The 26,543-nt window shown below is 34.2% G+C and carries 19 protein-coding genes; 2 read left to right on the top strand and 17 right to left on the bottom strand.

Features of this window, described 5'->3' with window-relative positions; genetic code table 11:
* The 17 genes from AC1DVP_RS03485 to AC1DVP_RS03405 form a co-directional block, all read right to left on the bottom strand.
* The coding region (locus AC1DVP_RS03485; RefSeq protein ID WP_477182153.1) for a transposase at positions 1-188 on the bottom strand (188 nt) is incomplete at its 3' end.
* Positions 189-296: 108 nt separating this feature from the next.
* Entirely contained in the window at positions 297-2,057 is a 1,761-nt protein-coding gene (locus AC1DVP_RS03480; protein ID WP_477182152.1) for a RagB/SusD family nutrient uptake outer membrane protein, read from the bottom strand.
* A 26-nt stretch (positions 2,058-2,083) separates the two neighbouring features.
* On the bottom strand, positions 2,084-5,266 hold the full coding sequence (locus AC1DVP_RS03475) for a SusC/RagA family TonB-linked outer membrane protein (RefSeq protein WP_477182151.1): 3,183 nt from the start codon (positions 5,264-5,266) through the stop codon (positions 2,084-2,086).
* A gap of 22 nt (positions 5,267-5,288) precedes the next feature.
* Positions 5,289-6,764, bottom strand: a complete 1,476-nt coding sequence (locus AC1DVP_RS03470; protein WP_477182150.1) for a fasciclin domain-containing protein — start codon at positions 6,762-6,764, stop codon at positions 5,289-5,291.
* A 47-nt stretch (positions 6,765-6,811) separates the two neighbouring features.
* Positions 6,812-8,497 carry a fasciclin domain-containing protein gene (locus AC1DVP_RS03465; protein ID WP_477182149.1) on the bottom strand — a complete coding sequence of 562 codons (1,686 nt, stop codon included), beginning with the start codon at positions 8,495-8,497 and terminating at the stop codon, positions 6,812-6,814.
* Between the two features lie 11 nt (positions 8,498-8,508).
* A complete protein-coding gene (locus AC1DVP_RS03460; RefSeq protein WP_477182148.1) occupies positions 8,509-10,011 on the bottom strand; it encodes a RagB/SusD family nutrient uptake outer membrane protein in 1,503 nt (500 codons plus the stop codon).
* 17 nt (positions 10,012-10,028) lie between these two features.
* Positions 10,029-13,319 (bottom strand): SusC/RagA family TonB-linked outer membrane protein, encoded by a 3,291-nt coding sequence (locus AC1DVP_RS03455; RefSeq protein ID WP_477182147.1) that lies wholly within the window; start codon positions 13,317-13,319, stop codon positions 10,029-10,031.
* 1 nt (position 13,320) lies between these two features.
* Positions 13,321-15,534, bottom strand: coding sequence for a fasciclin domain-containing protein (locus AC1DVP_RS03450; RefSeq protein ID WP_477182146.1), 2,214 nt, complete (start codon positions 15,532-15,534; stop codon positions 13,321-13,323).
* Positions 15,535-16,107: 573 nt separating this feature from the next.
* Positions 16,108-16,425, bottom strand: a complete 318-nt coding sequence (locus AC1DVP_RS03445) for a 2Fe-2S iron-sulfur cluster-binding protein (RefSeq protein WP_315200796.1) — start codon at positions 16,423-16,425, stop codon at positions 16,108-16,110.
* A 41-nt stretch (positions 16,426-16,466) separates the two neighbouring features.
* Positions 16,467-16,937 (bottom strand): hypothetical protein, encoded by a 471-nt coding sequence (locus tag AC1DVP_RS03440; protein ID WP_477182145.1) that lies wholly within the window; start codon positions 16,935-16,937, stop codon positions 16,467-16,469.
* 292 nt (positions 16,938-17,229) lie between these two features.
* Positions 17,230-17,469, bottom strand: coding sequence for a NifU family protein (locus AC1DVP_RS03435; protein ID WP_477182144.1), 240 nt, complete (start codon positions 17,467-17,469; stop codon positions 17,230-17,232).
* A 105-nt stretch (positions 17,470-17,574) separates the two neighbouring features.
* Positions 17,575-18,702, bottom strand: a complete 1,128-nt coding sequence (locus tag AC1DVP_RS03430; RefSeq protein ID WP_477182143.1) for an Mrp/NBP35 family ATP-binding protein — start codon at positions 18,700-18,702, stop codon at positions 17,575-17,577.
* A gap of 183 nt (positions 18,703-18,885) precedes the next feature.
* Entirely contained in the window at positions 18,886-19,218 is a 333-nt protein-coding gene (locus AC1DVP_RS03425) for an MGMT family protein (RefSeq protein ID WP_477182142.1), read from the bottom strand.
* A 6-nt stretch (positions 19,219-19,224) separates the two neighbouring features.
* Positions 19,225-19,860: a LysE family transporter gene (locus AC1DVP_RS03420; protein ID WP_477182141.1), complete on the bottom strand. Its 636-nt coding sequence runs from the start codon at positions 19,858-19,860 to the stop codon at positions 19,225-19,227.
* Between the two features lie 60 nt (positions 19,861-19,920).
* Positions 19,921-20,595, bottom strand: a complete 675-nt coding sequence (trmB, locus tag AC1DVP_RS03415; RefSeq protein WP_077374042.1) for a tRNA (guanosine(46)-N7)-methyltransferase TrmB — start codon at positions 20,593-20,595, stop codon at positions 19,921-19,923.
* Between the two features lie 75 nt (positions 20,596-20,670).
* The gene (locus AC1DVP_RS03410; protein WP_477182140.1) at positions 20,671-21,177 is read right to left on the bottom strand and encodes a nuclear transport factor 2 family protein; all 507 of its coding nucleotides are present in this window, start codon (positions 21,175-21,177) and stop codon (positions 20,671-20,673) included.
* Complete coding sequence (locus AC1DVP_RS03405) at positions 21,174-23,636, bottom strand: AsmA family protein (RefSeq protein WP_477182139.1); 2,463 nt, start codon at positions 23,634-23,636, stop codon at positions 21,174-21,176. The genes AC1DVP_RS03410 and AC1DVP_RS03405 overlap by 4 nt, the downstream gene beginning before the upstream one ends.
* A 313-nt stretch (positions 23,637-23,949) precedes the next feature.
* On the opposite strand from AC1DVP_RS03405, the gene AC1DVP_RS03400 reads away from it, so the two are divergent.
* Both AC1DVP_RS03400 and AC1DVP_RS03395 read left to right on the top strand, forming a co-directional pair.
* Positions 23,950-24,480: a porin family protein gene (locus AC1DVP_RS03400; protein ID WP_100432949.1), complete on the top strand. Its 531-nt coding sequence runs from the start codon at positions 23,950-23,952 to the stop codon at positions 24,478-24,480.
* A gap of 667 nt (positions 24,481-25,147) precedes the next feature.
* Positions 25,148-26,539, top strand: a complete 1,392-nt coding sequence (locus AC1DVP_RS03395; RefSeq protein WP_477182138.1) for an RtcB family protein — start codon at positions 25,148-25,150, stop codon at positions 26,537-26,539.
* Positions 26,540-26,543: the final 4 nt, after the last annotated feature.

Below are 26,543 nucleotides of genomic sequence, written 5' to 3'. Positions count from 1 at the left end.
TAAACCTGATTCTTTCGTGTTAACAAACTACTTTTACCATATTCCCTATAGAAACTAACCCATTTACGAATATTAGATTCGCTGATTCCTTTCTTCTTAGATACCGTTTCACATGAATAATGCTGATGAACCACTAATTCTACACATTCAAGTTTAAATTCGTAATCATACTTGACTTTTCTTTCCATAAAAATGCCCCCAAATAGTGTCTAACTTTTTGGGGGCAGTGCATTAGACAACCTCTTTAAAAGTTAGAAACACAAGGAAAGTCATAATTCCTTCCTCTCAGAATGGTTTTATTTCCAAGTAAACGGCAAATACCAATTATTAACATTCATTAATTTGGCACGTGCTTCTGCAGCATGAGTATTTCCTTCTTTATTCAATTTATCATACACTTTATTAGCTAAAAACGCAGGGTCTTTTCTGCGTAAAGAAATGCGCACTAAATCTTCCCAACGATTACCTTCGTAAGCTAATTCTAAAGCCGCTTCATCAATGATATTGTTTTCAATAGATGTTAAACTGTCTTTAGCATCAGCCTGAGCTCTCTGAAGATAAGCACGTCCACGAATTCCGTTTCCACGATGCCAAGTATCTCTATAAAATGGGAAATCTCCTTTACGCGCACTAAAGTCATACGGAAAACTTTTTTTGGTTTGCTGAATATTTGTTGCATCACCTGTGGTGGTATTATAGCCTGCAGGAGTATAAGCACTATTTATTCCATAATTTAAAAGAGCGTCAGCAATTCTGTACTGATGATCTCTATTCGCTGCTTCAGCATAACGCAAATGCAATTTGGCTGCACGATATAAAAACCAATCGCCATCTGTTTTAAACACATTAGCAGCTGCTTCATATTTATAAATATATTTCATAATTACAGGATCGCTGCCTACCATTTTATAAGTAAATTTTTGTCCCCGGGCATCATAAGGGAAACCATTGCTTTGAGTATTACTCTTCCAAAGATCAATCGCCAGCTGTGATGGTTTTGCTAAATATTTCCCACTTGTTTTTGAAAAAATTTCAATAAATGGATTTTTAGGTGCAAAATCACTGTCAAACGGTAATGACCAAATCCATTCTGTATTCCACAATAAATCCCTGTCCCTTCCAAAAATTGACCTCCAGCCTTGAGTATTATTATCAACTAATGTTTTTGCATCCTGCTCAAAATTCCTCAAATAACCTACATTTAAATCATTATGCGTAACAACCTCGGCATATTTTATTCTATAGATATCAAAACGATCAGAATCACTAGAACTTGTAGAAGAAGTTTCCATCACATTTTTGTAATGGCTTGCTGCTTCAAGGTAATTGCCTTTCCATAATTGTAAATCACCTAATAGACATTCTTTATTAATAAAAAATTTATCTGTGTTATACCCATCCACAGTTACTAATAAGCTACTTTTCGAATCGTATAGTTTTTTATACGTCAATCCTTCAGTAAACTTTACAAGTTCATCAATAAGCTGGTTAAAAGAAAGTCTTGGATATTTACTAATATTCTTAACATCATCAATAGTTGCTATAGGTTTTGTGATATAAGGAACTGTACCATATTGAATCCCTAACTGCAAATAAACCCAAGAACGGATACAGGCAATGTCTGCATAACGCTGCTCGTATTGTGATTGGGTAAATTTCTTATCGGCAAGCATAATATCAAAATTTGCAAGAGCATCATTACAGTTTTGAATAACAACATAGAAATCTTTTGGGTTAACATAAGGATTCTCTGCTGAAATATTCTGTTCTGAAAGTTCTTTCAAATAGGGATCTGAATTACCTGTTGTTGTCATCAGGTCGGCACGCATTTCATTAAGCATAACATACTTACCTGCAAGTCCCATAAATTTGCCGTATATCCCTATAACTGCAGCATCCGCATCATATACGTTGCGATACACCTGATCGCTAGAAAGTTTATCTTGAGGCTGTACATCCAGATATTCCTCGCAAGAGCTTAGGCTAAATAATAGTGCCATCCCCCATAACAAGGTTTTGGCAGCTTTTTTTGTTTTTGTTCTGATTATTGTCATCATCTGTTCTCTATGTTGTAAAAATAATTTTAAAGGCCTAAACGTAATCCAAGCTGATAGCTTGTAAACTGAGGAACCAAACCTATATCTGCCCCTTGACCAAAAATGGATGAAGTAGCGCTAAATTCAGGATCGTACCCTAGATATTTGGTGATAGTAAATAAATTATTTGCAGTCGCATACAATTTAATATACTTAACATGTTTCACCCCTTTTAGTCCAAAATCATAACCTAAGACCAAAGTTTTCAATCTTAAATACGAACCGTCTTCAATCCATCTGTCTGAAAATGCAGCATTACCCATTGGATCTCCCCAAACTGCTTTTGAAATATCCGTTTGCTGTCCTTCTGCTCTCCAACGGTTAGCTACAGCAACACTTTGATTTTCGTATCCGCTCATTTTTTCAAGATTGTAGCGTACACCATTATAAAGATCATTCCCTACAGAAAAATTAAACAACCCTTGAAGACTAAAATGTTTATAGGTAAAATTGGTGCTGAAACTTCCTGTCACATCTGGATTTGGGTTACCTATAACCACACGATCCTTGTCATCAATAACTTTATCTCCGTTGATATCTGTAAAACGAACATCTCCACCGCTAAAAGGAACTAAGTCACCGTTAGTTAAACGTCTTGACAATCCAGCAACATTAGCTTCTGCAGTTGTGCTATATACTCCATCACTATTTAAACCATAAAATAAATTGGCATCACGACCAACAGATGTTAAATAAGTTGCGCCGCCAAATTGCGTAAGAATATCTCCGCTTGGCAAACTCTGCACTTCATTTTTATAGTGGCTTAAATTAATTCCAAAGTCGAAAATAAAATCGGGAGTATTAACAACACGGGCGTTTAAAGCCAATTCAGTCCCATATGTACGCATTGAACCGCTATTTGAAGCTATATAATCAAATCCGCTTGTATTATTAATTGTTTCATAAACAATCATATCAGATGTATTGTTAGCATAATAATCAACAGAAAGATTAATACGTTCTTTAAACAACCCTAAATCTACTCCAAAATTATTTTTTTCAACAGTCTCCCATTTTAAATTAGGATTTCCAATATTATCACGAACCAAACCCTGCATTCCTAATAAATTTTGAGAAACATAATTTCTTTGAGCTGTATAATTACCAATATCATCATTTCCGCTTGTGCCAAAACCAACTCTAAGTTTAAGATAATCTATATCTTTTATGTCTTTCATGAAGTTTTCTGAGGAAAGCAGCCAGCCTCCGGAAATAGATGTCATTAATGAAAACTTACTGTTCCCAGTTGATGCATCATCACCAAAACGGCTTGAACCGTCTACAGCATAACTTGCTGTTAGAAAATATTTATTACGGAAATTATAGTTCCCATTGGCATACATGTTTAACCAATGCCATTCTCCCAATTCTCCACCTATTTGACGCAATAAAATCGAACCGGCTCCTACGCTGGTAAAATCATCTGTTGAAGAATTATATCCTAAACCTAAATCAGTTTCTGTTTTATTGCTTTGACTTCTAAATCCAAAACGTACATCTAAATTATGGTCATTTTTAAAACTTTTAAGATAACTGGCAAAAGTATCTGTATAAAGGCCATTATAAATTTGAACTTCACTTCCTGAACGGTTTTTCCCAATAGCAGTTGGTAAAATAATATCAGCAACACCGGCATCAGGAATAAAAAATGATTCTCTTTCTTTATTGAAAGTCAAACCAACTATAGTACTAATATTCCAATCCTTACTTAAAGCATAATTGAATTTTAAATTACCAAAAAAACGATAATTATTATTTATTCCAAATCCATTGGCAAAAATAGCTTTGGGGTTGCTTACATTAAAATAATCCACATCGGCCAAATTAGGAGAAACTTCCCCTGCATCACTAACATCATTATAAGTTACAAATGGTGATTTAGTTAGTGCTAAATAAATCGGACTTGTTTTGTCTGCATCACCTTGATCCCATTGCTCTTGCTCATTATTTATAAAAGAAAGATTAGCATCAACAGTTAATTTTTCTGTTAATCGTAAAGCAGCATTCAAACGAGTGCTGTAACGTTTTGATCCACTGCCCTCAACAATTCCTTTACTGTCAAGGTAGCCCACAGATAAACCAAACTTTGCAATATTGTCACCACCACTAATTTTAAGAAAATAATTTTGATTATAACTGGATTTGAAAACCTGATCTTGCCAATTAGTTTGATTGTGATATTTGTAATATCCTACAGACCCAACATTATCATTCATATAGGGTAAGCTGGCAATTTGCTGTTGCGATAAGCCACGAGTTGCTTCTAACTGAGAAATGTGTGTACGATAAGCATCTGCACCTAACAAAGGTAATTGTTCTGGAGTTTGATTAAATCCTCCATACATCGTAAAATCAATTTTGGTTGATAAATCTACAGCACGATTAGTTGTAATATTTATAACCCCATTGGCTCCTTTTGTTCCATATAATGAAGTTCCATCTTTCATAATGGTTACATCTTCAATATCTTTAACATCAATATTCGTTAATGGAGAAGAGTTGTTGAACTTCACAATCCCAGAACCATAATCATCATCTTCATAAATCATTCCATCCACAACGATTAAGGGTTTGTTAGTCGCGTATAACGAATTAAAACCTCTTAAAGTCAAATAACTTCCAGCATTTGGAGTACCAGAACTTCTGATGCTAGTTAACCCTGCTGCTTTACCCTGAAGAAATCCTCCAACTGATTCGGTTACAGGATTAGACCATTGGTCTTTCTTGAAATTAACCACAGTTGCAGCATCTGTATTATTATACTGCATTTTTTCGCCAGCCGGTAAATCTGCCATTAAATACGCAGGGGAATAATAAGCTTCATTCAAAAGTATTACCATTTCTGATGTTCTGTTTCTAATGGCATAAACCTTCGTTTGAAAATCTTGGCCGCTAATAGTAAGAAGTGCTTCTAAATTTGGCACTCTAATTTCAAAACTACCATCATCATTGGTAATAACTGCCGAAAAATTTTCGACAGTGATGTTTATTCCTGGTAAAACTGTATTATTTTTTGCATTTTTAACAACGCCTTTTACTAAAATTCCCTGAGCTTTTTTCTGAGGAACTATTGCACTAGAATCCTTAGCAGTCTGAGCATACAATTGTGCTTCAAATCCACCAGCAAAAAAAAGACTTACTAGACAAGTTAGTTTTATAATTTTTAGCATAACTAATTTTTTATAATATATATTATTTAACAACAGGAATAAATTTCAAATAATCGAGAGAGAGAGTGTTACTTCCACTTGTAGTTGTATTGGCACCTATAAGCCATATCGCATCAAGATTTCCTGATTTTGCAAGTGTAAAATCGCCTATATAAACGTCTTCATATAAATTTAATGGCACATCCTTGTAAGCAAATGATGCAATTGTATTGATAGGAGTTGTAGTAGTCCCGTTAGTTTTTGTTTTTTCGGCAATTTGTAAACGCTGTTGAAAGATGTTGGTTTGCCTATCGTTTATTGCTCTCCAAAACACTTGATACTTTACAGTGCTATACAAGTCCTTTGCTCTATACTGTAAGGTAAATAAAGCCGTTGCTGGAGTAACCATGATATCATAAAATAAAACATTATTAAGAGGATTCTTTTTGTCTCTGTAAAGTATCTTATCACGAGTCCCATTGTAGAAAGTGGTATTATCTTCTCCTTCTATTTTTGTAGGAACTAAACGTTTTGAAAGATCAACATCCACTTTTTTCATTATATAAACAATTCCGTTGCTTAATACAATTGGCTCTCCTACAATCTGCGTTTTGTCAACATCAAATTCAACACCAAATCTTGATGTTAATTTAACAGGCAACTCGCTTTTTGTATAGGCTTTTGGAAAAGCCATATCCCTTACTGTAAAATATTTTGAATAAATTGCAGTTGAATCAGTATCAGGCTTATTTGTAGGTTTTATTAAATACGGTGCCATTTTAGCGACTTCTGCATTGTAGCCAGCATCTTCCATTAAGAAAAGCGTATATGAATTTTTCTCGTTGTTTAGATTATATACATTTCTTAAATAGGAATTAGACAATGAATCTGCCAAAAATCCAGGTTGAGCATTTTCTTTAGCTTTTTTATCTTCTTCGTAAATGCTGAATTCTTTTAGGTATAACAAATAAGCACTCATCGCTAGGGAACCTTTCGTAGAATTAACATATTCCCAAATATTCAATTTAGGTGCCAATGCTTTATTGACAATATGAAACACACCGTTAGCGGCATACTGATCTGCTTTAACTATAGTAGCATCACCAATTGCAGTACTTCCTTTGAATGTTAAATATTTAGCGCTTAGCATTTGTATTTTCTCTTCAGCAACCTTTCTTACAGATGAAAAAGAAGTTAATGCAATATGATTTTCAACAAATTTTTTAAGTGATTCAGCATTATTCAAAATAGCAGGATCAACCGCTTTCATTGCGTCATTTGTTGGCGCAAAAACAGTATATGTTTTTGAAGCTGCTAATATTTTGTCATATCCTGTTTGAGCTAACAGTTTACCAAACTCAGCTGTTTCTGCTGTATTTGTAATCGCCTCACTTAGTGTGTGGTTTAAATTCGCATCACCATTGTCTTCTCGATCATCCCACGAATTAGAACAGGAGACCAAACCCATGGCGAGAATAACAAAAAGGAGCGTTTTATATTTTAATTTTAATAAAGTCATTTTTACTTAATTAAGTTTTTATTAGATTTTTCGATTCAACTCTTAAATTATGGTAAAGGAGCAAAACCATCTCCCCCTGAATCAAATTTTGGATACAATTGATCCATATCTACAGGACGAAACTCTGCAACATCTAACCAAGCTTGAGCAGCAAATGCCGATTGGCTCTGAATTGTTAAGGTATGTCTTGCAGTAGTTGTTACATCAATTGTGCCCACTAACCTACAGTTCATTTTACTGCTCGTTGGCTGAACATGACGTTTGTACCCTTGAGATTCTAATACTCTTTCCGGTACACTGGAAGTATTCACAAATTCCAAAAAGTTGATTTGTCGAGGCAATTCTATTCCATCAAAAAATACTTTTACAAGTCCCACTTTTGTAGTTTGTGCTCTATATGAAATCCATACTTTATATTTTCCTTTAATAATTACAGGAGTCTTAAAAGCTATATTTTGAACCCCTCCATCACGAAGACGATTAATTTCGAGACAATCACCATGCCAGCCAAAACCTACAGTACCTCCCCTCGGCGGATCTTTATAATAAGTGATACCATCTGTTCCATCCCAAGTAATACTACTAAACAGGCTTTTTGCTAAAGTTACTCTGCCTCCAGCGGCAGTTCTAAAAATAGAAGTTAGCTGTCTAAATTCATTTTGATCACAAAAATCAAAATAAACTGGAGCAGGTAAACGTTTTTTGATTGCAAAATTACCATTTACTAAATGCAGCACCCCATTTGAAGCTGTTACGTCACTTTTTTCTCTAACGATGGCCACCCCTTTTTCTAATACGCCATTAAAAACTTCTTCATTTAACAAAATGACATCTTTATCCAGTTTTGCACTAATAACCTCAAGAGGAGCCTTAGTTTCTAGAGCCGGTGTTACTGCTAAATCTGCTAAATACTGCAATTTTGGCAAAATACGGTAGCTTATAAACAAGTTCAAGCTGTCTTTTGGATTTAAAGGATCTTTTAAATGACTATACTTTTTCTTTAAATCATCTATATTATTAATGCCTGCTGCTTTAAAAACATCATTTGTTTGAGCTAAAATCGTAAGATAGCTATCTACATTATTTGAACTGCTAATAGGCTGGTTTAGTTTGTCATACCATCCTGTAATTTTTAAAGCTTCGGTAAACAATGAAAGACTTTGATCTTGTTCTATACTTTTTGCTAATGTTTTATCCGCAACACGCAGCACTTTGTCAATAACGTGAATCACTCCATTTCCAACTTCAATATTCAAGCTAAGTATACTTGCAGCTTTATTAACTGTTGTACTCGATACTCCATTTTTATTCGCTGCTCCTGTTATTAAAAACTGTCCATATAAACTTGGAGTAGCAATTTTTCCATCTGTAAAAGAAGTCGAATTTACTTTTTGATCTAAGATATGCAGTTTGGCAATATTTTGTAAATCTGCCAATGGAACATCTTTTAATGACGTAGCGCCTATGTCTTTTAAATACTCTTTAACTGCTTCATTGGTAGGCAGAAATAAGGTATATGTACCGTAGGTATTCATAAATGAAGCATAATTAGTAAGATCCAAAATTTCAACAAACATTGAATAATCAGGATTATCTCTTAAATAATCAGTTATATTAAGAGTTTCATCTGTGCTTTCTTTTAATTTTTGCTCAGAACAATTTTGAAACACCAATACTATAAAAAATAGTAACGTAAGTCTCAACAGGCTAGTTAATTGTAAGAATCTTTTCATGACTTATTTTTTTATTTATAAAATGGGTTTTGCACAAGTGCTTTATTAGTATAAAGTTCATACGTATTAATAGGCAGATAATGACTGTTCGGATCTTTTAATTTCGCTACAATCGTCTGCTGCTGATTGGCAGGTGCATTTGAAATAGCTGCATTAATTAAAATATCTATTCGGGCATAATTGTTTCTTCTGGCATTACGAAGAATGTCATACCAGCGTTTGCCTTCAAATGCAAATTCACGTGCCCGCTCCGCTAGTATATAATCTATAACACCATTTTTATCTCCTGCATCAGGCTTTTGAGCAGTTAATTCGATAGCATTACGTTTTAATCGAATATCCGCAATAATTTTTAGTGATTCTGCCCCTTGATTTAATTCGGCAAGTGCTTCCGCTCTCATTAATAATACATCAGCATAACGGTATACAAACCAGTGGGTGTCAGAATCCTGTAATTCTTTTCGCGTATCATTATTTAAAGCTGTGAATTTGATAATTTCATTAGTTCCTGCCACTATAGATGAACGCTCACCACGAATATCTTTATTAGCCGGTTTATCAAAGTCAACTCCAAAAACATCATCTAAAACAATCGATGAGCCCAAAAACTGCGGTCTTAGGAAAAATATATTATAAAATGGCCCTAAATTTGTTGTAGTATATTGAAATTCAAAAATACTTTCAATCGAATTCCCTTTTGCATATACCGTATTGAACCATGTGTTATCTGAGGCTTTAATCAAATCAAATTGTTTGGAATTTATTACTTTGTCGGTTGTCGCAACTGCCTCTTGATACTTATCAGTCCATAAGTAAACATCTGCAAGCATTGCATTAATAGCATAAACCGTGATGCGGCCCTTGTTTGACGGAATGTCATTATAGTCAACAACAGCATATTCTTCAGCTTGTTTAAGGTCTTTGATTACTTGGGCAAATATTTCGTTTTGAGGAGTAGCCGCTAATTGAAAATTGTCTTTGTCGCTTAGTGTCGCATTTAATTTTAAAGGAACATTTTTAAAAGTACGTGCCAATGTAAAATACAAATACGCACGTATTGCCAATGCTTCCGAAAGGAAATGATTTAGTTGTTCTTGTGTCAAGGTTGGATCTTCATTTTTTACAGCTGGCGCAAGATCAATAACAGTATTACAGTAATTAATGGTTCTGTAAAATACATCCCAACTAGTCAAATCATTTGAAGCGATAATATTAGAATTCATCATATCTCTTTGATCCTGAGTAACAAATCCTCCTGGAGCAATCATATCACCTCTTAATTCTCCATACATGAATAAATATTGAGACAATGGCAAATCAGCCACCGCACCTGGAGGCGTATTTAGCAATGAAGAATAAATACCTATAACAGCGGCTTGTATATCTTCTTTAGTTTTCCAAAATTCTTCACGAACGATTCCGTCCTGCGGTTTTAAATCTAAATAGTCATCACACGAAGTTGCTGATACCAATAGAATAAAGATTGCTAGAATTGTTTTTATTTTAGTTTGCATAATTCAATGTATATTATTTAGAAACGAACAGAAACTCCAAGTGTAACACGTCTTGTTGGCGGAGTACTGGCATTGTCGATTGCGATAGCAAAAGGATCTCCACCTTTCATATTTACCTCAGGATCTTGTCCTTTATATTTAGTAAAAGTGTATATATTATCCGCTGTTACATAACAATTTAAGTCCTCTAGTCTTAATTTTTTAATTAGACTTTTGCCAAATGTATAACTGAATGTAATGGAACGAAAACGAAGAAAAGAAGCATCTTCGACATAACGGTCAGAACCTAACCAATTATAACCCGATCCGTAAACTGCTCTTGGCATATCTGTTACATCACCAGGATTACGCCATCTGGACAAAACAGCAGTACTTTGGTTTGACCACCCATACATATTAGTGGTTTTCATATCTGTACCATTAATAATGTCATAATTCATTCTATATGTAAAATAAAGCAACAGCTTGAATTGATTATTAAGACTTACTGAAGGTCCAAAACCACCTACAAATTTAGGATTACTGTTCCCTAAATAAACTACATCACGACTGTCAATATTTCCATCTTTGTTAATGTCCTCATATTTAGCATCTCCAGGCTGAAATACATAATCTATGTTTGGATAATTGAAACGCATAAATACTTCTTGCCCATTAGGTCCTACAATGGTATTTCCATTGGCATCTTTTGCTTTGGTAGCTTCCAGATCTGAATAAACTCCTTTGAAACGGTATCCGTAAAATGAACCAAATGGGTTATCAACTTGAAGAAAACGTTTATATTCTCCATTTTTATCAGTATTACCGCTCTCGCTTGGGTAGTATTCAGAAATTTCTTTAACCGTATTAGTGTTACTTGAAATATTAAAATTGAAATCTACTTTCCATTTATTAGATTTATAAGGAGTTGTATAAAGCCCTATTTCCCATCCTTTGTTTTCAAGAGACCCTGCGTTTTGGTCAATATTGTTATAACCAGAAACAGTAGTTAATGCAAGGTCTTGAAAAATCAAGTCTTTAGTGGTGTTTTTATACAAGTCTACATCTAAAGTAACGCGTTTCTTAAACAGCTGCAGGTTGAAACCTAAGTTTGTACCAACCAATGTTTCCCAACGAAAATTACTCAATTCGATATTAGAAGGAACAACTCCATTAAGACCTAAATACTGGCTGGAATAATTTCTATAAACATTAAAATAGGCATAATCGTATTTTGGTGCTCGGCCAGATTCTCCATAACTGATTCTGAAACTCAAATCGTCAATAAATTTAGCCTTTTGCATAAAAGACTCTCCTGAAACCCTCCAGCGAGCAGATATAGAAGGAAATAAACCATATCTATTTTCAGGACCAAATTTTGAATTTCCATCTCCACGCAAACCGACATTAATAATGTAACGGTCAAGTAAACCATATTGTGCACTTATTAATGCCCCAACGCTTCTAGCCTGACTATTATTAGTATAAAGCTGTAAATCAGAATTTTGAGTTCTTGAAGGAACTGATGGATCTGTTAATAATGACGAAGCAGTATTTGATGTTAGTGCTTGGTGAGAGGTATACCTATAATCATTTGTCTGCAGCTGTAATACAGTTTGCAGGGTCTGATTTTTTCCAATATTTGGAGTATATATAAAATTAGTTTTTGTTAGAACATTAGATGCATCAACATCAGCATCAGATGCCCTATTTACAACGGTTTCGGTAAATGGTCGTCCTGTTGCATTTTGTGGCAAAAATGATTTGGATTTTGTACTGTTATAATCAAACTGCAAATCAAACGTCGCAACTAATTCTTTAGGAATAATGTCTACCATCACATTAAAATGCGGTACTATACGATCGCCCACTTGCTCATTAGTTGCAAAATCAGCCATTGCAACTGGATTATAACTTCCTGGATAAGAACCTTGAACGTTTGAAGCTGGCGAAAAATAATTTGGAGTCAAATTACCCATTTCATCAAATTCATAAATACTCATATTTGGCATTTTAGTGAAAGCAATACTGCGCAAAAGATCTTTATCATCGTTCGAAAAAGAGTTTACATAATTACGTTGTGTATTGGTATGGGTATAAGCTATATCTGTCTTAAAACGAATACGATCAGAAACGATGTAATCCAAATTCAATCTGCCGTTTAATCTTTCCATACCGGTTCCTTTAGTTACTCCTTTGGAATTATAATACCCAACTGAGCTAAAATATCTTGCTTTTTCACCCCCTCCTTGTAAAGAAAGATTGTGTTCTCCTGTTATACCTGTTTGAGAAATAGCGCCTACCCAATCCGTATTTTGTCCATAATTATTATAATAGTATACATCTTGCGGATCATATTGAAATTCTTTAAATGCCAAAGTATTTAACGGCACTCCGTTTCTATTCATGTATTCTTCAGGAATCAGCTGCGAATATTGGTCTCCACTTAACATTGGAATTGTAGAAGGTAATTTAGAATAGGTTCCTTTAAAAGTATAAGTGATTTTTGGCGCACTCATTGATCCACGTTTAGTTGTAATTAATAGAACTCCACTGGCGGCACGTGATCCCCATACTGCAGTAGCGGCAGCATCTTTTAAAACGGTTATAGTTTCAATATCTGAAGGAGCAACATTTAATAAAGCAGAATAGCTTTGCTCATCAGCAGTACCAAAGTTAAAATCGGGCGGTACTGAAGTTTCATAAGGCATTCCATCTACTACTATTAAAGGATCTGAAGATCCAGAAATAGAAGAGGTCCCTCTAATCCTGATTTGCATTCCTGCTCCAGGATCACCACTATCTGCAGTAATATCGACACCAGGCATACGTCCCTGCAAAGCCTCATCAATACTTGGCGCTTGCGTATAGGCCAAATCCGCTGCATTTATAGTAACAGCACTAGTGGTTCTGTCACGATCGGCAATTCTTAATCCGCTGCCATTGTCAGCCTTTTTATCCGTAGTAACAACAACTGCATTAAGTGATTCTATAGTAGAAACAAGTGAGACCTTAATTGATTCTTTTCCGTTAATAGCAATTCTTTTAGACGTATATCCTATAGTAGAAATAAAAAGTTTGTTATTTGGATTTTTAACACGTATTGCAAAATTTCCGTCAATATCTGATATCGTACCAGTAACCGTACGATTTTCGGCATCCTGTTCAACAATTGTTGCTCCAGGAATTGCTAACTTATCACTTGAATCGATAACCTGGCCACGAACCAAAAAAGTTCCATTTCCTTGTTGAGCCAGAACCGGGAAAGCGGTCAGAATCATAAAAGCAAATGTAAAACTGTATAATATACTTGTAATTTGATGTTTCATTTTATTCTGCATGTAAAAGATAATTGTCTACTAAATGAATTAAAGATCGATCTGCTAAATTGTTACTTTGAGCTTTTATGTAATTAGCCTTTCTCAATTTCAGGTCTTGGAAATATAAAGTACCTGGAGTACTAAAAACTTGAGCATACGTTTTTTCACCGAAACTATCTTTTTTAAGAGTCTCAAACTGACCTGTTGTTAAACCGTCATCTGAAGCAGTTTTATTTACTAAAATGTGATAACGAATAAAGTCCGATACCATATCCTTCTCATTTTGAGCAGTTGGATTATTAGAGGCAGGCAAAGCTCCATTAACTACTGCACTTGCTATTGCAGCATTATTGGGAACTATAAAAGTATAGGATGTTCCTGCTGCAACCCCTTGAATCTTGCCTGTAGCAACTTCATATATAGCAGAGTTTTTAAGGTAATTAAAAAAAGAAAGAAATTGAGAACCAGCCGTTTCAGACAAACGTTTAATTTTTAGTCCTTGTGGCTCCTCGGTAAACTCAAGTAAATTATCTACAAAATAAGCTCGTCCATTTTGCTGATCTTCAAAACGAATAATATTAGCCGCATTACCCATTAATTCATTACCAGCTGCATATACTTTGTTACTTTTCCATTTAATATATTCCCCTGGAAGATCAAGATCTCCTGAGCGGATAATTCCTGCTCCTGATAAATCATTTAACTCATTTTTTGGAGTTTGTATTACTGCATTATATAGAATTCGCAATAAACGGGTTCTGGCCAAACCTGCTGTCACAGTTATTCCGCTTGTAGGGGAGGTATATTTCCATTCGGAACGGTTTAGATCATAATCATACCCTAGTCCTCGAAGCACTGCATCCGACGGTAAAAACACAGTATATTTTGTATAGATATTACTAATCATTTCTTTAATCCCAGATCCGTCATTAAATAATCGTGTAGCAAGAGTATACTGCGGGTTTAAATAAGCCGAAGTATAAACACTATAAAATAAATTTGATTTCTGGACTTTTGTGCTGCCATAAAAGAATCCGTTGCTCAAAAGTTTCGCTTCTTTAATGTCACTGTTAAAATCAAACCTTAAATTTTCATTCAAAGCATTATTATAGGTAGCTGCTTTTGATGGCCAAACTGCATTTTGAACCATGTGAGCATTAATTAAATCTTGAAATACATATTTCGGAAGCTTATCAAGAGAACTGAAATTTTTCAGTAAAACTTGATCAATAAATTGCTGTAAAGCAGCATTTTCAGGAACAATCATAGTGTACAAATCGCTTTGTCCATCATTATCAGCCTGTTTCAAATAATTCTCATTATTAGGAGAAAAAGACAATCCTGAATCGTATACTTTTACATATACATTATCAGATTTACCGCTGAAATTATGGTACGTATTTGTAGCATCCTGATTAAACACATAAGTAACAAGATTATCTTCTAATATTTTGCGAAACAAACTGTATTCTGGCTTTTGCTCTAAATATTGATCTAAGTTAACTAAAGGCAGACTTACTTTATCAACCTCATGGATGATACCATTTTCAGCAACAATATCAGCTTGAGTTACATTAGAATCCAATATGTTAAATCCAGAATATTTGGCATTCGGATAGAAATAATTAAAGTCATAAGAACTTAGACTCTTTGCTGCAAAATACTCTGTCGTAAAATAGCTTATGTATTTATTATTATTATCTCCCGGAATATAATAATTGGCTCCTGTGCGGTTATTACGGTTAGAACCTACAATCACTTTAGATTGTCCATTAATTGTTTTAGTTACAAATCCATCATAATAGGCAGTCCTTCTTCTAAAAGCATTATCAACCTCCCAACCAATTGTTGACTGATAGTCGGACATTCTTTCTGTACGGAAAGCATTGTATATAAGTGCATATCTAACAATTTTAGCTGCAGTAGCTTCATCTACTTTACTTATGTCAGAAATGCCTTGTTCTTGGAAAAATTTAGTAAAAGCATCATCATTGGGAGCCAGCATAGTCCAATATCCTGATTTTCCCAGAATATCTTTATAACCAGCTTTTTCAATTAAGGCCGTTAAATTTTTAAAATTTCCCTTTGCCTCCAATTGTTGATAAATTGGTGCCTCCAAATCATCAGGCCGTCCATAGTATTCATCATATACATCTGAACTACAGCTGAGCAATAAGGTCAGAAGTGGTATAACAAGTAAATAGTAGTGTAATCTTTTCTTCATTTTAGATAAAATTGCTGATAAACATTTATACTTTTTTTAACTTTTTTAATTATTTCTTAACGGTCAAATATACATGTTCATCCCACTCTTACTATCCTGCCCCATCCTGTAAAATTTAAATATTTTTTTATTATATATAAAAAAAAGCATAATTAAAAGATATTATTTCAATGAATTAACTTTTACATTACACAATATGAAGCCTTGGATTTACTGACACTAAAGTGTTTTTTTATTACAATTATTAACTTGTCTGAAACAATTAACTTTTTGTTGTGAGATTAAAAAACTTGAGAAAAAAGATAAAAACTTGTATTGCCAATTATAAAGACAATAAATAAAAACAGGTTTTATATTCTGTTTTTTAAAAAAATCTGGATACTAAAATAATGCAGTGTTAATGAGATTTTGAGGAAAATCTCACATGGATAAAAAAAATCGCCTCCAATTGGAGGCGATTTTTTTTTAAATACAATTATACCATGAATTAATAACCATAAAAAAGGACTTAACTTTTAGTAAAAATCAAACCCAATATTTTAAGTTACACTTCTTTTAGAATATTATTTAAGATTAATTTTCTGGAGCTAATTCTAATTCTAACCCATCCAGACTTTCAGTTATAGGGATTTGGCAACCTAATCTGCTATTTGATTTTACATAAAATGCTTCAGATAACATCGCTTCTTCATCATCACCCATTTCTGGCAATATTACATCATTAAGAACATAACATTGACAAGAAGCACACATTGCCATGCCGCCACAGGTTCCTTCTACAGGAAGTTCGTATGCTTTGCAAAGTTCCATTATGTTCATCGCCATATCTGTAGGCGCTTGTAAATCGTGAATAATTCCTTCTCTATCCTTAATCTTAATTAATACGTCCATCTATTTTTACAACTTTATGAGATGACAGGTCTTGTGTATTTTTAGCTTTTTACCTCAAGATCTACAGCCATTTCTTTTCTATTTTCTTTATTTAATATTTTTAAACCAACCACATCTGCGTTATAAATTATAAAAACTACTACTGCATTTGGAGCATAAGCACCGTCATGTGTCTTAAACACCAGCTTGCCTTCATACGTCACGTTTACTAAACCATTTTTATCAGTTTTAGTTTTGGTTTGTATTTGAGAATCAAATTCAGCAGTGACATAGGCACTATTCTCTAACATATTTGCCTTTCCGCCACTAAGTTCCTTCAAAAATTCAGCATTAGATATTTTTAACTGCCCTGCTCTATTTGACCAAACATCTATTATTTTACTGAAATTTATTACAGTCCATTCCTCATCAACATTAACATAAGTTTTAGTCACAAATGCCTCTTGAATTGGCTCTTGTCCATATGTTTTACAAAGGCACAATAAAACGATCAATAAATAAAGCTTTTTCATAATTCAAATTTGTAAGTTAGTGCTACAAATGTAAATTTTTATTTGAAAAATCAAATGAAAAAAATTTGAATTATTCATACTGTTTTTTACACATAATAAAAAAAACCTCTGTTATATTGGCGATTCCTTAATAATAATCTTTTAAAAAACCTTTTTTTATTGCATTTTAACAAGTATAAGTTTTAAAATCATCAAACGCAAACATGACTTTTATCATTTTATAATTAGATTTTTTTTGTTAAAAAATTCAAGAACTTCTTAAAAACAAAAATCCTGCTTCATTTAATGCTACTTACAACACATTAACAACCGTTTCGATTTGAGGAGCATATTTCTTAATGGTAGTCTCTACGCCAGCTCTCAAAGTCATCTGATTGACACTGCAGCTAGTACATGCGCCTTCAAACCGAACTTTTACGTGCTTTCCTCCATCAATTGAAATGAGTTTAATGTCACCTCCATCTGAATTCAAAAAAGGCCTGATTTCATCTAGCGCCTTCAAAACATTATTTGTTAATTCTTCTGTTTTCATAATTGGTATATTGTTCGCTATCTTATAATCCAATCAAAATCACTAACTGCAATTTCAATTTATTCATCCATTGATAGCATTTGAATTAATATTCAAGTTTCAGAATTATTTCTTAACCGCGGAGCATCCTGCCATTGTCGTAATTTTGATTGCCTCAGTTGGCTCCAAATTTTCATTTCTGTTTACAACTTCACTTACAACATTCCGTGTGATTTCATCAAAAACACTTTCAATAACAGAACCTGTCTGTAAAGCGGCAGGACGTCCATAATCTCCCGCTTCTCTTATAGATTGAACAATTGGAACTTCTCCTAAGAAAGCTACGCCTAAATCTTGCGCAAGATCTTTGGCCCCTTCTTTTCCAAAAATATAATATTTATTGTTAGGCAATTCTTCTGGTGTAAAATAAGCCATATTCTCTATAATCCCCAAAACGGGTACATTTATTGCTTCAGATAAAAACATAGAAACTCCTTTTTTGGCATCGGCCAATGCAACAGCTTGAGGTGTACTTACCACAACAGCTCCAGTAACTGGTAATGATTGCATAATAGAAAGGTGGATATCTCCAGTCCCAGGCGGCAAATCTATTAACAGAAAATCTAATTCTCCCCAATTAGCATCAAAAATCATCTGATTCAAAGCTTTGGAAGCCATTGGCCCTCTCCAAATAACAGCTTGGCTAGGAGAGGTAAAAAATCCTATAGAAAGCATTTTAACCCCATAACTTTCTACAGGTTTCATTTTTGATTTTCCATTAACCTCAACCGAAATAGGCTTTTCATTTTCTACATCAAACATAATTGGCATAGATGGCCCATAAATATCGGCATCAAGAACACCAACTGCGAAACCCATTTTTGTCAGTGTTACAGCTAAATTTGCTGTAACGGTAGATTTTCCAACTCCGCCTTTTCCAGAAGCTACAGCAATAATGTTTTTTATTCCTGGGATCGCTTTTCCTTTAATTTCATTCTTTTCTGGAACTTCAACTTTTATGTTCACTTTAATTTTGGCATCGGGCGAAACCAAATCATGAATTGTTTTTTTGATATCGTCTTCGGCTCTTTTTTTAATATGCATCGCTGGTGTGTGCAATACTAAATCTACTATAACCTCATCTCCAAAAGTGACTACGTTTGCAACGGCTCCGCTTTCTACCATATTTTTACCTTCACCGGCAATAGTAATTGTCTCTAATGCTTTAAGAATGTTGTTTTTATCTAATTTCATTTTTTTATTCCTCTATCTGTTTGCGCTTTTAAAAAACGTGTTTTTATTTAAACTAATTTTAGATTGCAAAGATAAAGGATTAAGTTCTTATTCTAAAGGATTTGGATTGGTTTTATCGATCAGGGCATACAATAACAGCTATAATTGTTATTGTCTTTTTGTTGCTGCAAATAAGCATAAAAATTAAACAGCTATCTCTGGTTCCCAGAAAACAGCCTCAAAATTCATGATTTGATTATCAACAACAGTAATCCCTTCGCTTTCCAGTAATTGCTGCATGAGATTGGTTCCGCCAAAATGGTGTTTCCCTGTGAGCAATCCTTTTCTGTTAACAACTCTGTGAGCTGGAACATCTTCTAGGTTATGAGCCGCATTCATAGCCCAGCCAACCATTCTTGCAGAGCATGCAGTTCCTAAAACTTTAGCAATAGCACCATAAGAAGTGACTTTCCCGTATGGAATTTTCCTTACGACAATATAGACTCTTTCAAAAAAATTATCATTTGCTGTTTTCATTGCGCTTTATCCAAAAAATCCTCTAATGAGCTTAAAGAGTGTAACTACAGAAACTAATCCGGTAAGGGTTCCAATAATATAATTCCCATTATTCATCAAAAAAGAAGACTTAGTCTCTCTTTTTTTGAAATACACGATATAAAGATAAAAAACTAAAAAGGAACCTGTTACAACACCAACTACAAATGCGTAAATAAAAGGTTCTAAAAAATAAAAATATCCATAAGTAGAAAGTGTAATGGATACAAAAACATAGTACGGAACAGGAAATAAATTCAATGCCGACAATAACATTCCTAAAAAAAACCGATTGGTCTTGCTGCGTATTTTTGTTTCTGCCTTAGGTAATTTTGTTTTTTTGGCTTTCCAAAAAAAATAAACAGTAAGCCCTATAAAAATAAACAGTCCTATTTCCTGCAGCTTATTAATAACATCGGGATGGCTATTAATAAAATCAGCAAACAATAAGGCCAAAAATGTCTGAAAAAAAACTATTACAGTAGCACCAACAGCAAAAAAAATAGCTTCAATTCTGCCGTCTTTCAAACTTACTTTTGCGGCTGTCATATTGATCAGACCGGGAGGCGTAATACCAATAGCAGCAACAATAAATCCGAGAAAAAAAGGCTGTAGTAGCGTCATACTTAATTTGCAGTCTCAATTTGCAGTCTCAGTTTACAAACTGAAAACCGCTTCTAAGAACTATTTGATTTTAAAACGAATATACGTTATCGCTTTGTTAATTTCCAAATATTGTTTTTCGTAAAATGTCTGAAATGCAGTAACTTCCTCTGGACTTCCTTCATTTACATACACATTGTGATTAGCATACAAAACCTCATGCCCTTCGCCATGCAACAATCCAAGAGTGTATCCATGCATGAATTCGCTGTCGGTTTTCAGATTTACCACACCTTCTTTTTTAAGGATTTTTTTATATAGCTGCAGAAATTCTGAATTGGTCATTCTATGTTTTGTTCTCTTGTACTTTATTTGAGGATCTGGAAAAGTAATCCAAATTTCGTCCACTTCATTTTCGGCGAAAATATGGTTGATTAATTCGATCTGCGTGCGAATAAAAGCCACATTATGCAATCCTGTTTCAACAGCAGTTTTTGCACCACGCCAAAAACGAGCTCCTTTGATATCGATTCCTACGAAGTTTTTATTCGGATATCTCTCAGCCAAACCAACTGAATATTCACCTTTGCCACAACCTAATTCGAGAACCAATGGATTTTCATTTTTAAAAAAATCCGAATTCCATTTTCCTCTTAGCGGGAATAAATCTCCGACTACTTCTTCCCTAGTTGGCTGAAAAACGTTATTGAATGTTTCGTTTTCTTTGAACCTTTTTAATTTATTTTTACTTCCCACGATATATTTTCAATTTTGGCAAAATTAAGGAATTATATAAGAATGAAGGCTCAAGTACCGAAAAAATCAGAATTATCATTTTGAAATTCCTTTTTGAAGCAATGCATCTTCTATCGGGGCAATGATTTTAACCACTTCATTAGTATTGTCATTTGGAATGGTCATCGATAAAACATAATGCTTAATTTTCCATACCTTACCTATTTTTACAAGAACGCCAGAACCTCTGCAGATTTTCATTTGGGTATTTAAAAGTTCATCAAACCATGCCAGTTTTCCTGAGTTATCAAAATAAATATGCCGCTCTATCGCCTTAAAATTCCAAGCTTTCCCACGATCAAAATACGGTTTTGCAAATGCTTGAAAGGCCTTCAAATTCCAATTTTCGGTTGGATCTGTCCCAATATAAATGGCGTCTTCGGCCATCAATCCAAAATACTTGTCAAAATTAGCTTCTGCCGCTGCTTTGTGCCAAGCATCAAGGGTTCTGTTTACCTGCTCTTTTTCATCTAATTCTTTATAATGCAATGTATCAAAACTTACTAATGTCAATACCGCTAAACTTACAAATAGTACTCTCATATTTTGCTTTTATTATTATTTGGGAGGCTTCCCAATTTTATTTTCATTTCGCCGTCTTTACTGTCCACTAACAGTAAACGTACCACTATTCCTTTGTAACGTTTGGCCTCTCTTTCTTTTAAATCTTTGATTTCCATATCATCTTCCGGATTTCTAAGAGGTATTGTCAATCCTAATTTAGTTCCTTTCCTGAAGGAATACACACCTCCCACATCAAAATTCAACACATTCGAACTCACTTTAAAATAATTAACATCAACCAGACTTCCTGTAATACTCATGCTCCCTGACAAATCATTAAAAACAACATTTTTGACATCCCGGTTTGGAAAAGCATACTTTCCTATTTTTATGATTGGCTTAAAATCAGTTAGCGACCCATTTTTAATTTCATATTCAAAATTTCCTCTGGCAGACTCGTCAACCAAGTCTCCCTCTTGTGTCATTTTTATTGACAAATCAGCCTTTGCCGAGAGTTTTCCATTTATATTTTTAGGCTGAAACGATTTAATTCCAAAATTATTGAAAGACGTTAAAAATTGGGGAATATCAACTGTTGTGATGTTTACGTTAGTTTTAACATCAAAAATGTTTTGCTGTGGAATCAATTGCGAATCAAAAGTAATTTTACCTCCACAGGTTTCAATTAAACCCTGCTTAATAAAAAAGTGACGATTATTTGCCAAAATGATGATTTTAGCGTTTTTGGCTGTCAAATTAGAATATACCATCTTCTCTAAATTCAAATTCAAAACCACCTTGCATTTTTGAACAAGCGCAATTCTTTTTTTTGCAGCCGCTTGGTTTGTCGCTTTTTTTACTGTCGCTTTTTTTCCGCTGCTAGCCAAAACACCCATGAATTTTTTTACATCCATGTACGGGCTTTTGAGATTGAGCACAGCTATCATTTTTTCAGGATTGTCATAATAGAGATTTAAAAAATTATCTATTCTTCCGTCCAGAAAAACAATATTTTTATCTCTTTGATATTTTATATTTCTAATAAATAAAGCTTCATCGGTAAAATCAAGAAGAATATTTGTTTGAAAAGTCAGCTTTTTGGGAACATAAAGCATCCTTGCATTTTTTATATCCACTTTCCCTATAAAATGAGGTTTTGATATACGCAGTGCTACAATATCAACATTAAATTTAAAATCAACATTGGCTGTTCCTCCTGTGAATTTAAAAACATCCTCACCAAAAACATTTCCCAGTTTTTCGACTTCAAATTTTGAGTGAATGTCTCCTGTCGCTATCGGTTTTTCTAAATTATTAATGGCGGCAGCTGGAATAGATATTGGAATTCCCTCATAATTTCCTTTAAAATTTTTAACAATAACAGCAGAGTTGATATCATTGTTTCCTAACCCATTTTTAAAATTGTTATTGTATCTTGCTGTAAAATTGCAGTCCGTAACGGTTCCGTCTGGAGAAACCAGTACGTTGTCTTTTATTTGAGCATCGACAATAATTTCGGGATCGCCTTCGGCATTCATATCCCCCATGATACTGCATTGCGCATCAAACGGTTTAGTTATATTAAAATGATTCAGGATTTTAAACAAATGCGGATCTAGCAAATGAGCCGCATTCAGCCATAAAATATGGGTTTTTATGTTGATGCTCATTATTGGATGCTCTTTTTGCAGACCAAAACTTGCTTTAATGTCAAAATCATCCTCACCAATTCCCAGTCCTTCAGTAAGCATATCAATTCTGTTTTTTGCTTTCAAGAATTGTACAGCTAGTTTTCCTTTTACTCTTTTATCTTTTATAAAACTTCCGTGTTTGGTATTAAACGCCATACTTTTGACAAAGACATCAAGAAACAAATCTGTTTGAAAACCATCATCAGTATAGTCGATCTTGCTTTTTAAAGAAGCCACTTCAAAATGGAACAATTTATTTCTTTGCACATTTTGGAAAATAAAAACTACGTTCTTAAAATCCACTTCACCAATCTCGGTTTCTGTATTACTTTTCTGTTTATTGTTTTTTGACTTAGCCTTAAAAATATTAGAATTCGAAACACCGTTTTTGTCTTTGAACAAATCAATTTTAGTATCAATCAATACCACTTTCTCAATATTTACTTTTTTATGCAGTAAGCTCAGCACATTCAGCCGTACTTCTATTTCTCCAGCCTTCAGAACGCTTCGTTTATGAATCGCATATAAACTGTCCTGCAGTTCAACGTTATTTAAAACTACGGTAAAATTGGGAAAACCTATTAAAAATTTGTACCCAATGTTGCCTATGCTGGCATGACCCGAAATATTTTCATTGATTTTCTTATTAATATCAATCATTATACTGTCTTTATTCTTTTCAAAATAAATCCTTAAACCGATAAAAAAAAACAGCAGTAATACCGATACAGAAATAAAAAAAATTTTAATTATCCTGAATGTTTTTGTTTTTAAAAATCTTTTCCCTTTTAGTATAAACTCATCCATACACCATGATTTATTATTGGGTAAATTAAACTGATGTTTATGTTATTTATGACTTTAAATAACTGAATCGAGAAGTAAACATATTCTTTCTTTTCAAAGTTAACATAATATATTTACAAAAACAGGCGTTATATATCAAATGTTTAATTCTTCTACCCTAATTATGATGGCAGTTACATAATGATTTTCATCAAAAAATTGAAATGGCTGTTTTTGCTTTTTTGTATAATTTACGGATGTGAGAATTAAAATTTTGTAGTACTTTTGAAGTAATCAGCCCGAAAAAAAGGGTTTTAATCTAAAACTAAAAAATATGAAATCATTAAAAATCTTATTATTAGGCGCCTTTATAATGTTAGCATCAAACACAATATCGGCACAGAAATGGGGAATTAGAGCAGGTGTCAATTTCTCTGATATCAGCGGAGATGGCTGGGACTCATCAAGCAAAACAGGGCTTTATGCGGGTGTTTACAAAGAAATTCCATTGATAAAAAGCTTGTTGTTTATCCAGCCTGAAGTTCAATACTCTCAGGAAGGGTTTTCTACTAATATTAATGATGTAAAGATAGATTATCTTACAGTGCCAATTTTAGCTAAAATTTATGTTGCTAAATTATTAAGTTTTGAAACTGGTCCTCAATTTGGATTTCTGGTTAACGACAATGATTTTGGCGATGCAAACAGTTTTGTGCCTTCATGGGCTTTCGGAGCATCTTTGAATCTGCCTCTTGGCTTATCCATAAACGCTAGATATGTTTCTGGTTTGGATGACACTTATGATAATCCAACTCTATCAGGAAAAAATCAAGTTATTCAACTAGGTGCCGCTTTTCAATTTTAAAGAAAACTAACTAAATAATTCATTGTTGCTAAAAATGCCTTAAAGTACATGTTGCTTTAAGGCATTTTTTTATGCTCTGTCATTTCCTTTTTATCAATTTTTGGAGCAGAAAGATTAGGTGTTTTCAACAAGCATTGTTCCGCTTTCCGCTTCAATCTTATGTGCCGAACTCCGGCACATAAGGATTTTCACTGCAATCGGGGCTAAATGAAAACATTTTGCGTTTTTATCGACATTTAGAAAAAATTAAATCGTACTAATTCAATCACTTAAGCTAAAGTGCTAAAATATTTTAACAAAAAACTAGGATTTTCAAAAAATATTAACAAATATTTGCACACGAAAAAATAATTAACCCTTTAAAAACGAAGAACAATGTTTGTATTCAAATCATCATTACAAGGCTTCACACCAGTTGGAATTGGTGCAGCACATCTTCGTGGCTTATTTCAATCTTAGAAATTCAATTTTAAACTATATGAAAAAGCCCGAAGCAATTTAGATTCGGGCTTTTTTGATTTTATTCTAGACTCTTCTCAAAAAATTCCCGAACACAGCTCCTTACTTAATCCCAAATGGGATAAGATGCTTTGCCGTTACATTCCCTTTCTGTATTTCAGGATTGGTTATATGTTGCGCTACAAAACAACAACAATATTAAAAATTTATGGGAAATAAATTATCGGGAAGAGACCTAATAAAATTGGGCTTCCCAAAAAACAACAGTATCAATATCGCTTTAGGGCAGATAAGCAGATACCGAAAAAAAGAAAAAAAAGAGTATATCATCAATGAAGCCAAAGATGTTTTGCTACATCCGGAAAAGTATAAAAATGACGGCACTTGGGGCAAAGTAGCCGAAGGCCTTGTTAATCCGGTCGTGGTAAGAATGCATCAGCTGCAGACCACTCGTGCGCCATTCTCGATTTTTGGAGAAAATGAAATCGATGATCAGGCGAAGTTTCAATTGTATGATTCTTTGAAATTGCCAATTTCTGTCGCAGGTGCTTTAATGCCCGATGCACATTCTGGTTATGGACTGCCAATTGGCGGTGTTTTGGCGACGGACAATGCGGTTATTCCGTATGGTGTTGGTGTCGATATTGGATGCCGAATGAGCTTGTCCATATTTGATCTGCCTGCTTCTTTTATCAAAGGAAAAGACCATCAGCTGCAGGCCATTTTAAAAGAGCATACCAAATTTGGAATGAACGAAACACACACTATAAAAGCCGATCATGAAATTTTCAGCAGATCCGAGTTTCAGGACATTCCATTGCTTAAAGCGTTACTTTCCAAAGCTTATAAGCAATTAGGAACCTCAGGAGGCGGAAACCATTTTGTGGAATTTGGAACCGTACAGCTGGACACTGTTCTGCCAGAATGGAAACTGGAAGCGGGCAATTATTTTTGTGTTTTATCACACAGCGGCTCTCGTGGAATGGGAGCCAATATTGCAAAACATTACACGTATCTAGCTACCAAACAATGTCCGCTGCCTAAGAATGTTCAGCATTTGGCCTGGCTCGATTTGAACACGCATGACGGTCAGGAATATTGGCTGGCGATGAATTTAGCCGGAGATTATGCCAAAGCCTGTCATGATGATATTCACCGAAGAGTTGCCAAAGCCATTGGCAAAAGAGTGGTCGTTACAATCGAAAACCATCACAACTTTGCTTGGAAAGAAATGGTAAACGGAAAAGAATGCATTGTTCATAGAAAAGGAGCAACTCCTGCACACGAAGGACAGCTGGGAATTATTCCGGGATCGATGACTGCTCCGGGATTTGTGGTTATGGGAAAAGGAAATCCTGACTCATTAAATTCGGCTTCACACGGAGCGGGACGATTGTTTTCGAGAGCCAAATGCAAAAGCACTTTTACGCCAAGTGAAATCAAAAAAACATTGAAAGACCATGATGTACACCTCATCGGCGGTAATGTTGACGAAGCGCCAATGGCCTACAAAAACATTCACAAAGTCATGGCGCTGCAAACCGAACTAGTCACGGTATTAGGCACGTTTACGCCAAAAATTGTCCGCATGGACCGATAAAATT

It is taken from the genome of Flavobacterium sp. P3_A6, assembly GCF_056403035.1.
This window is presented reverse-complemented; position numbering and strand designations above follow the sequence as displayed.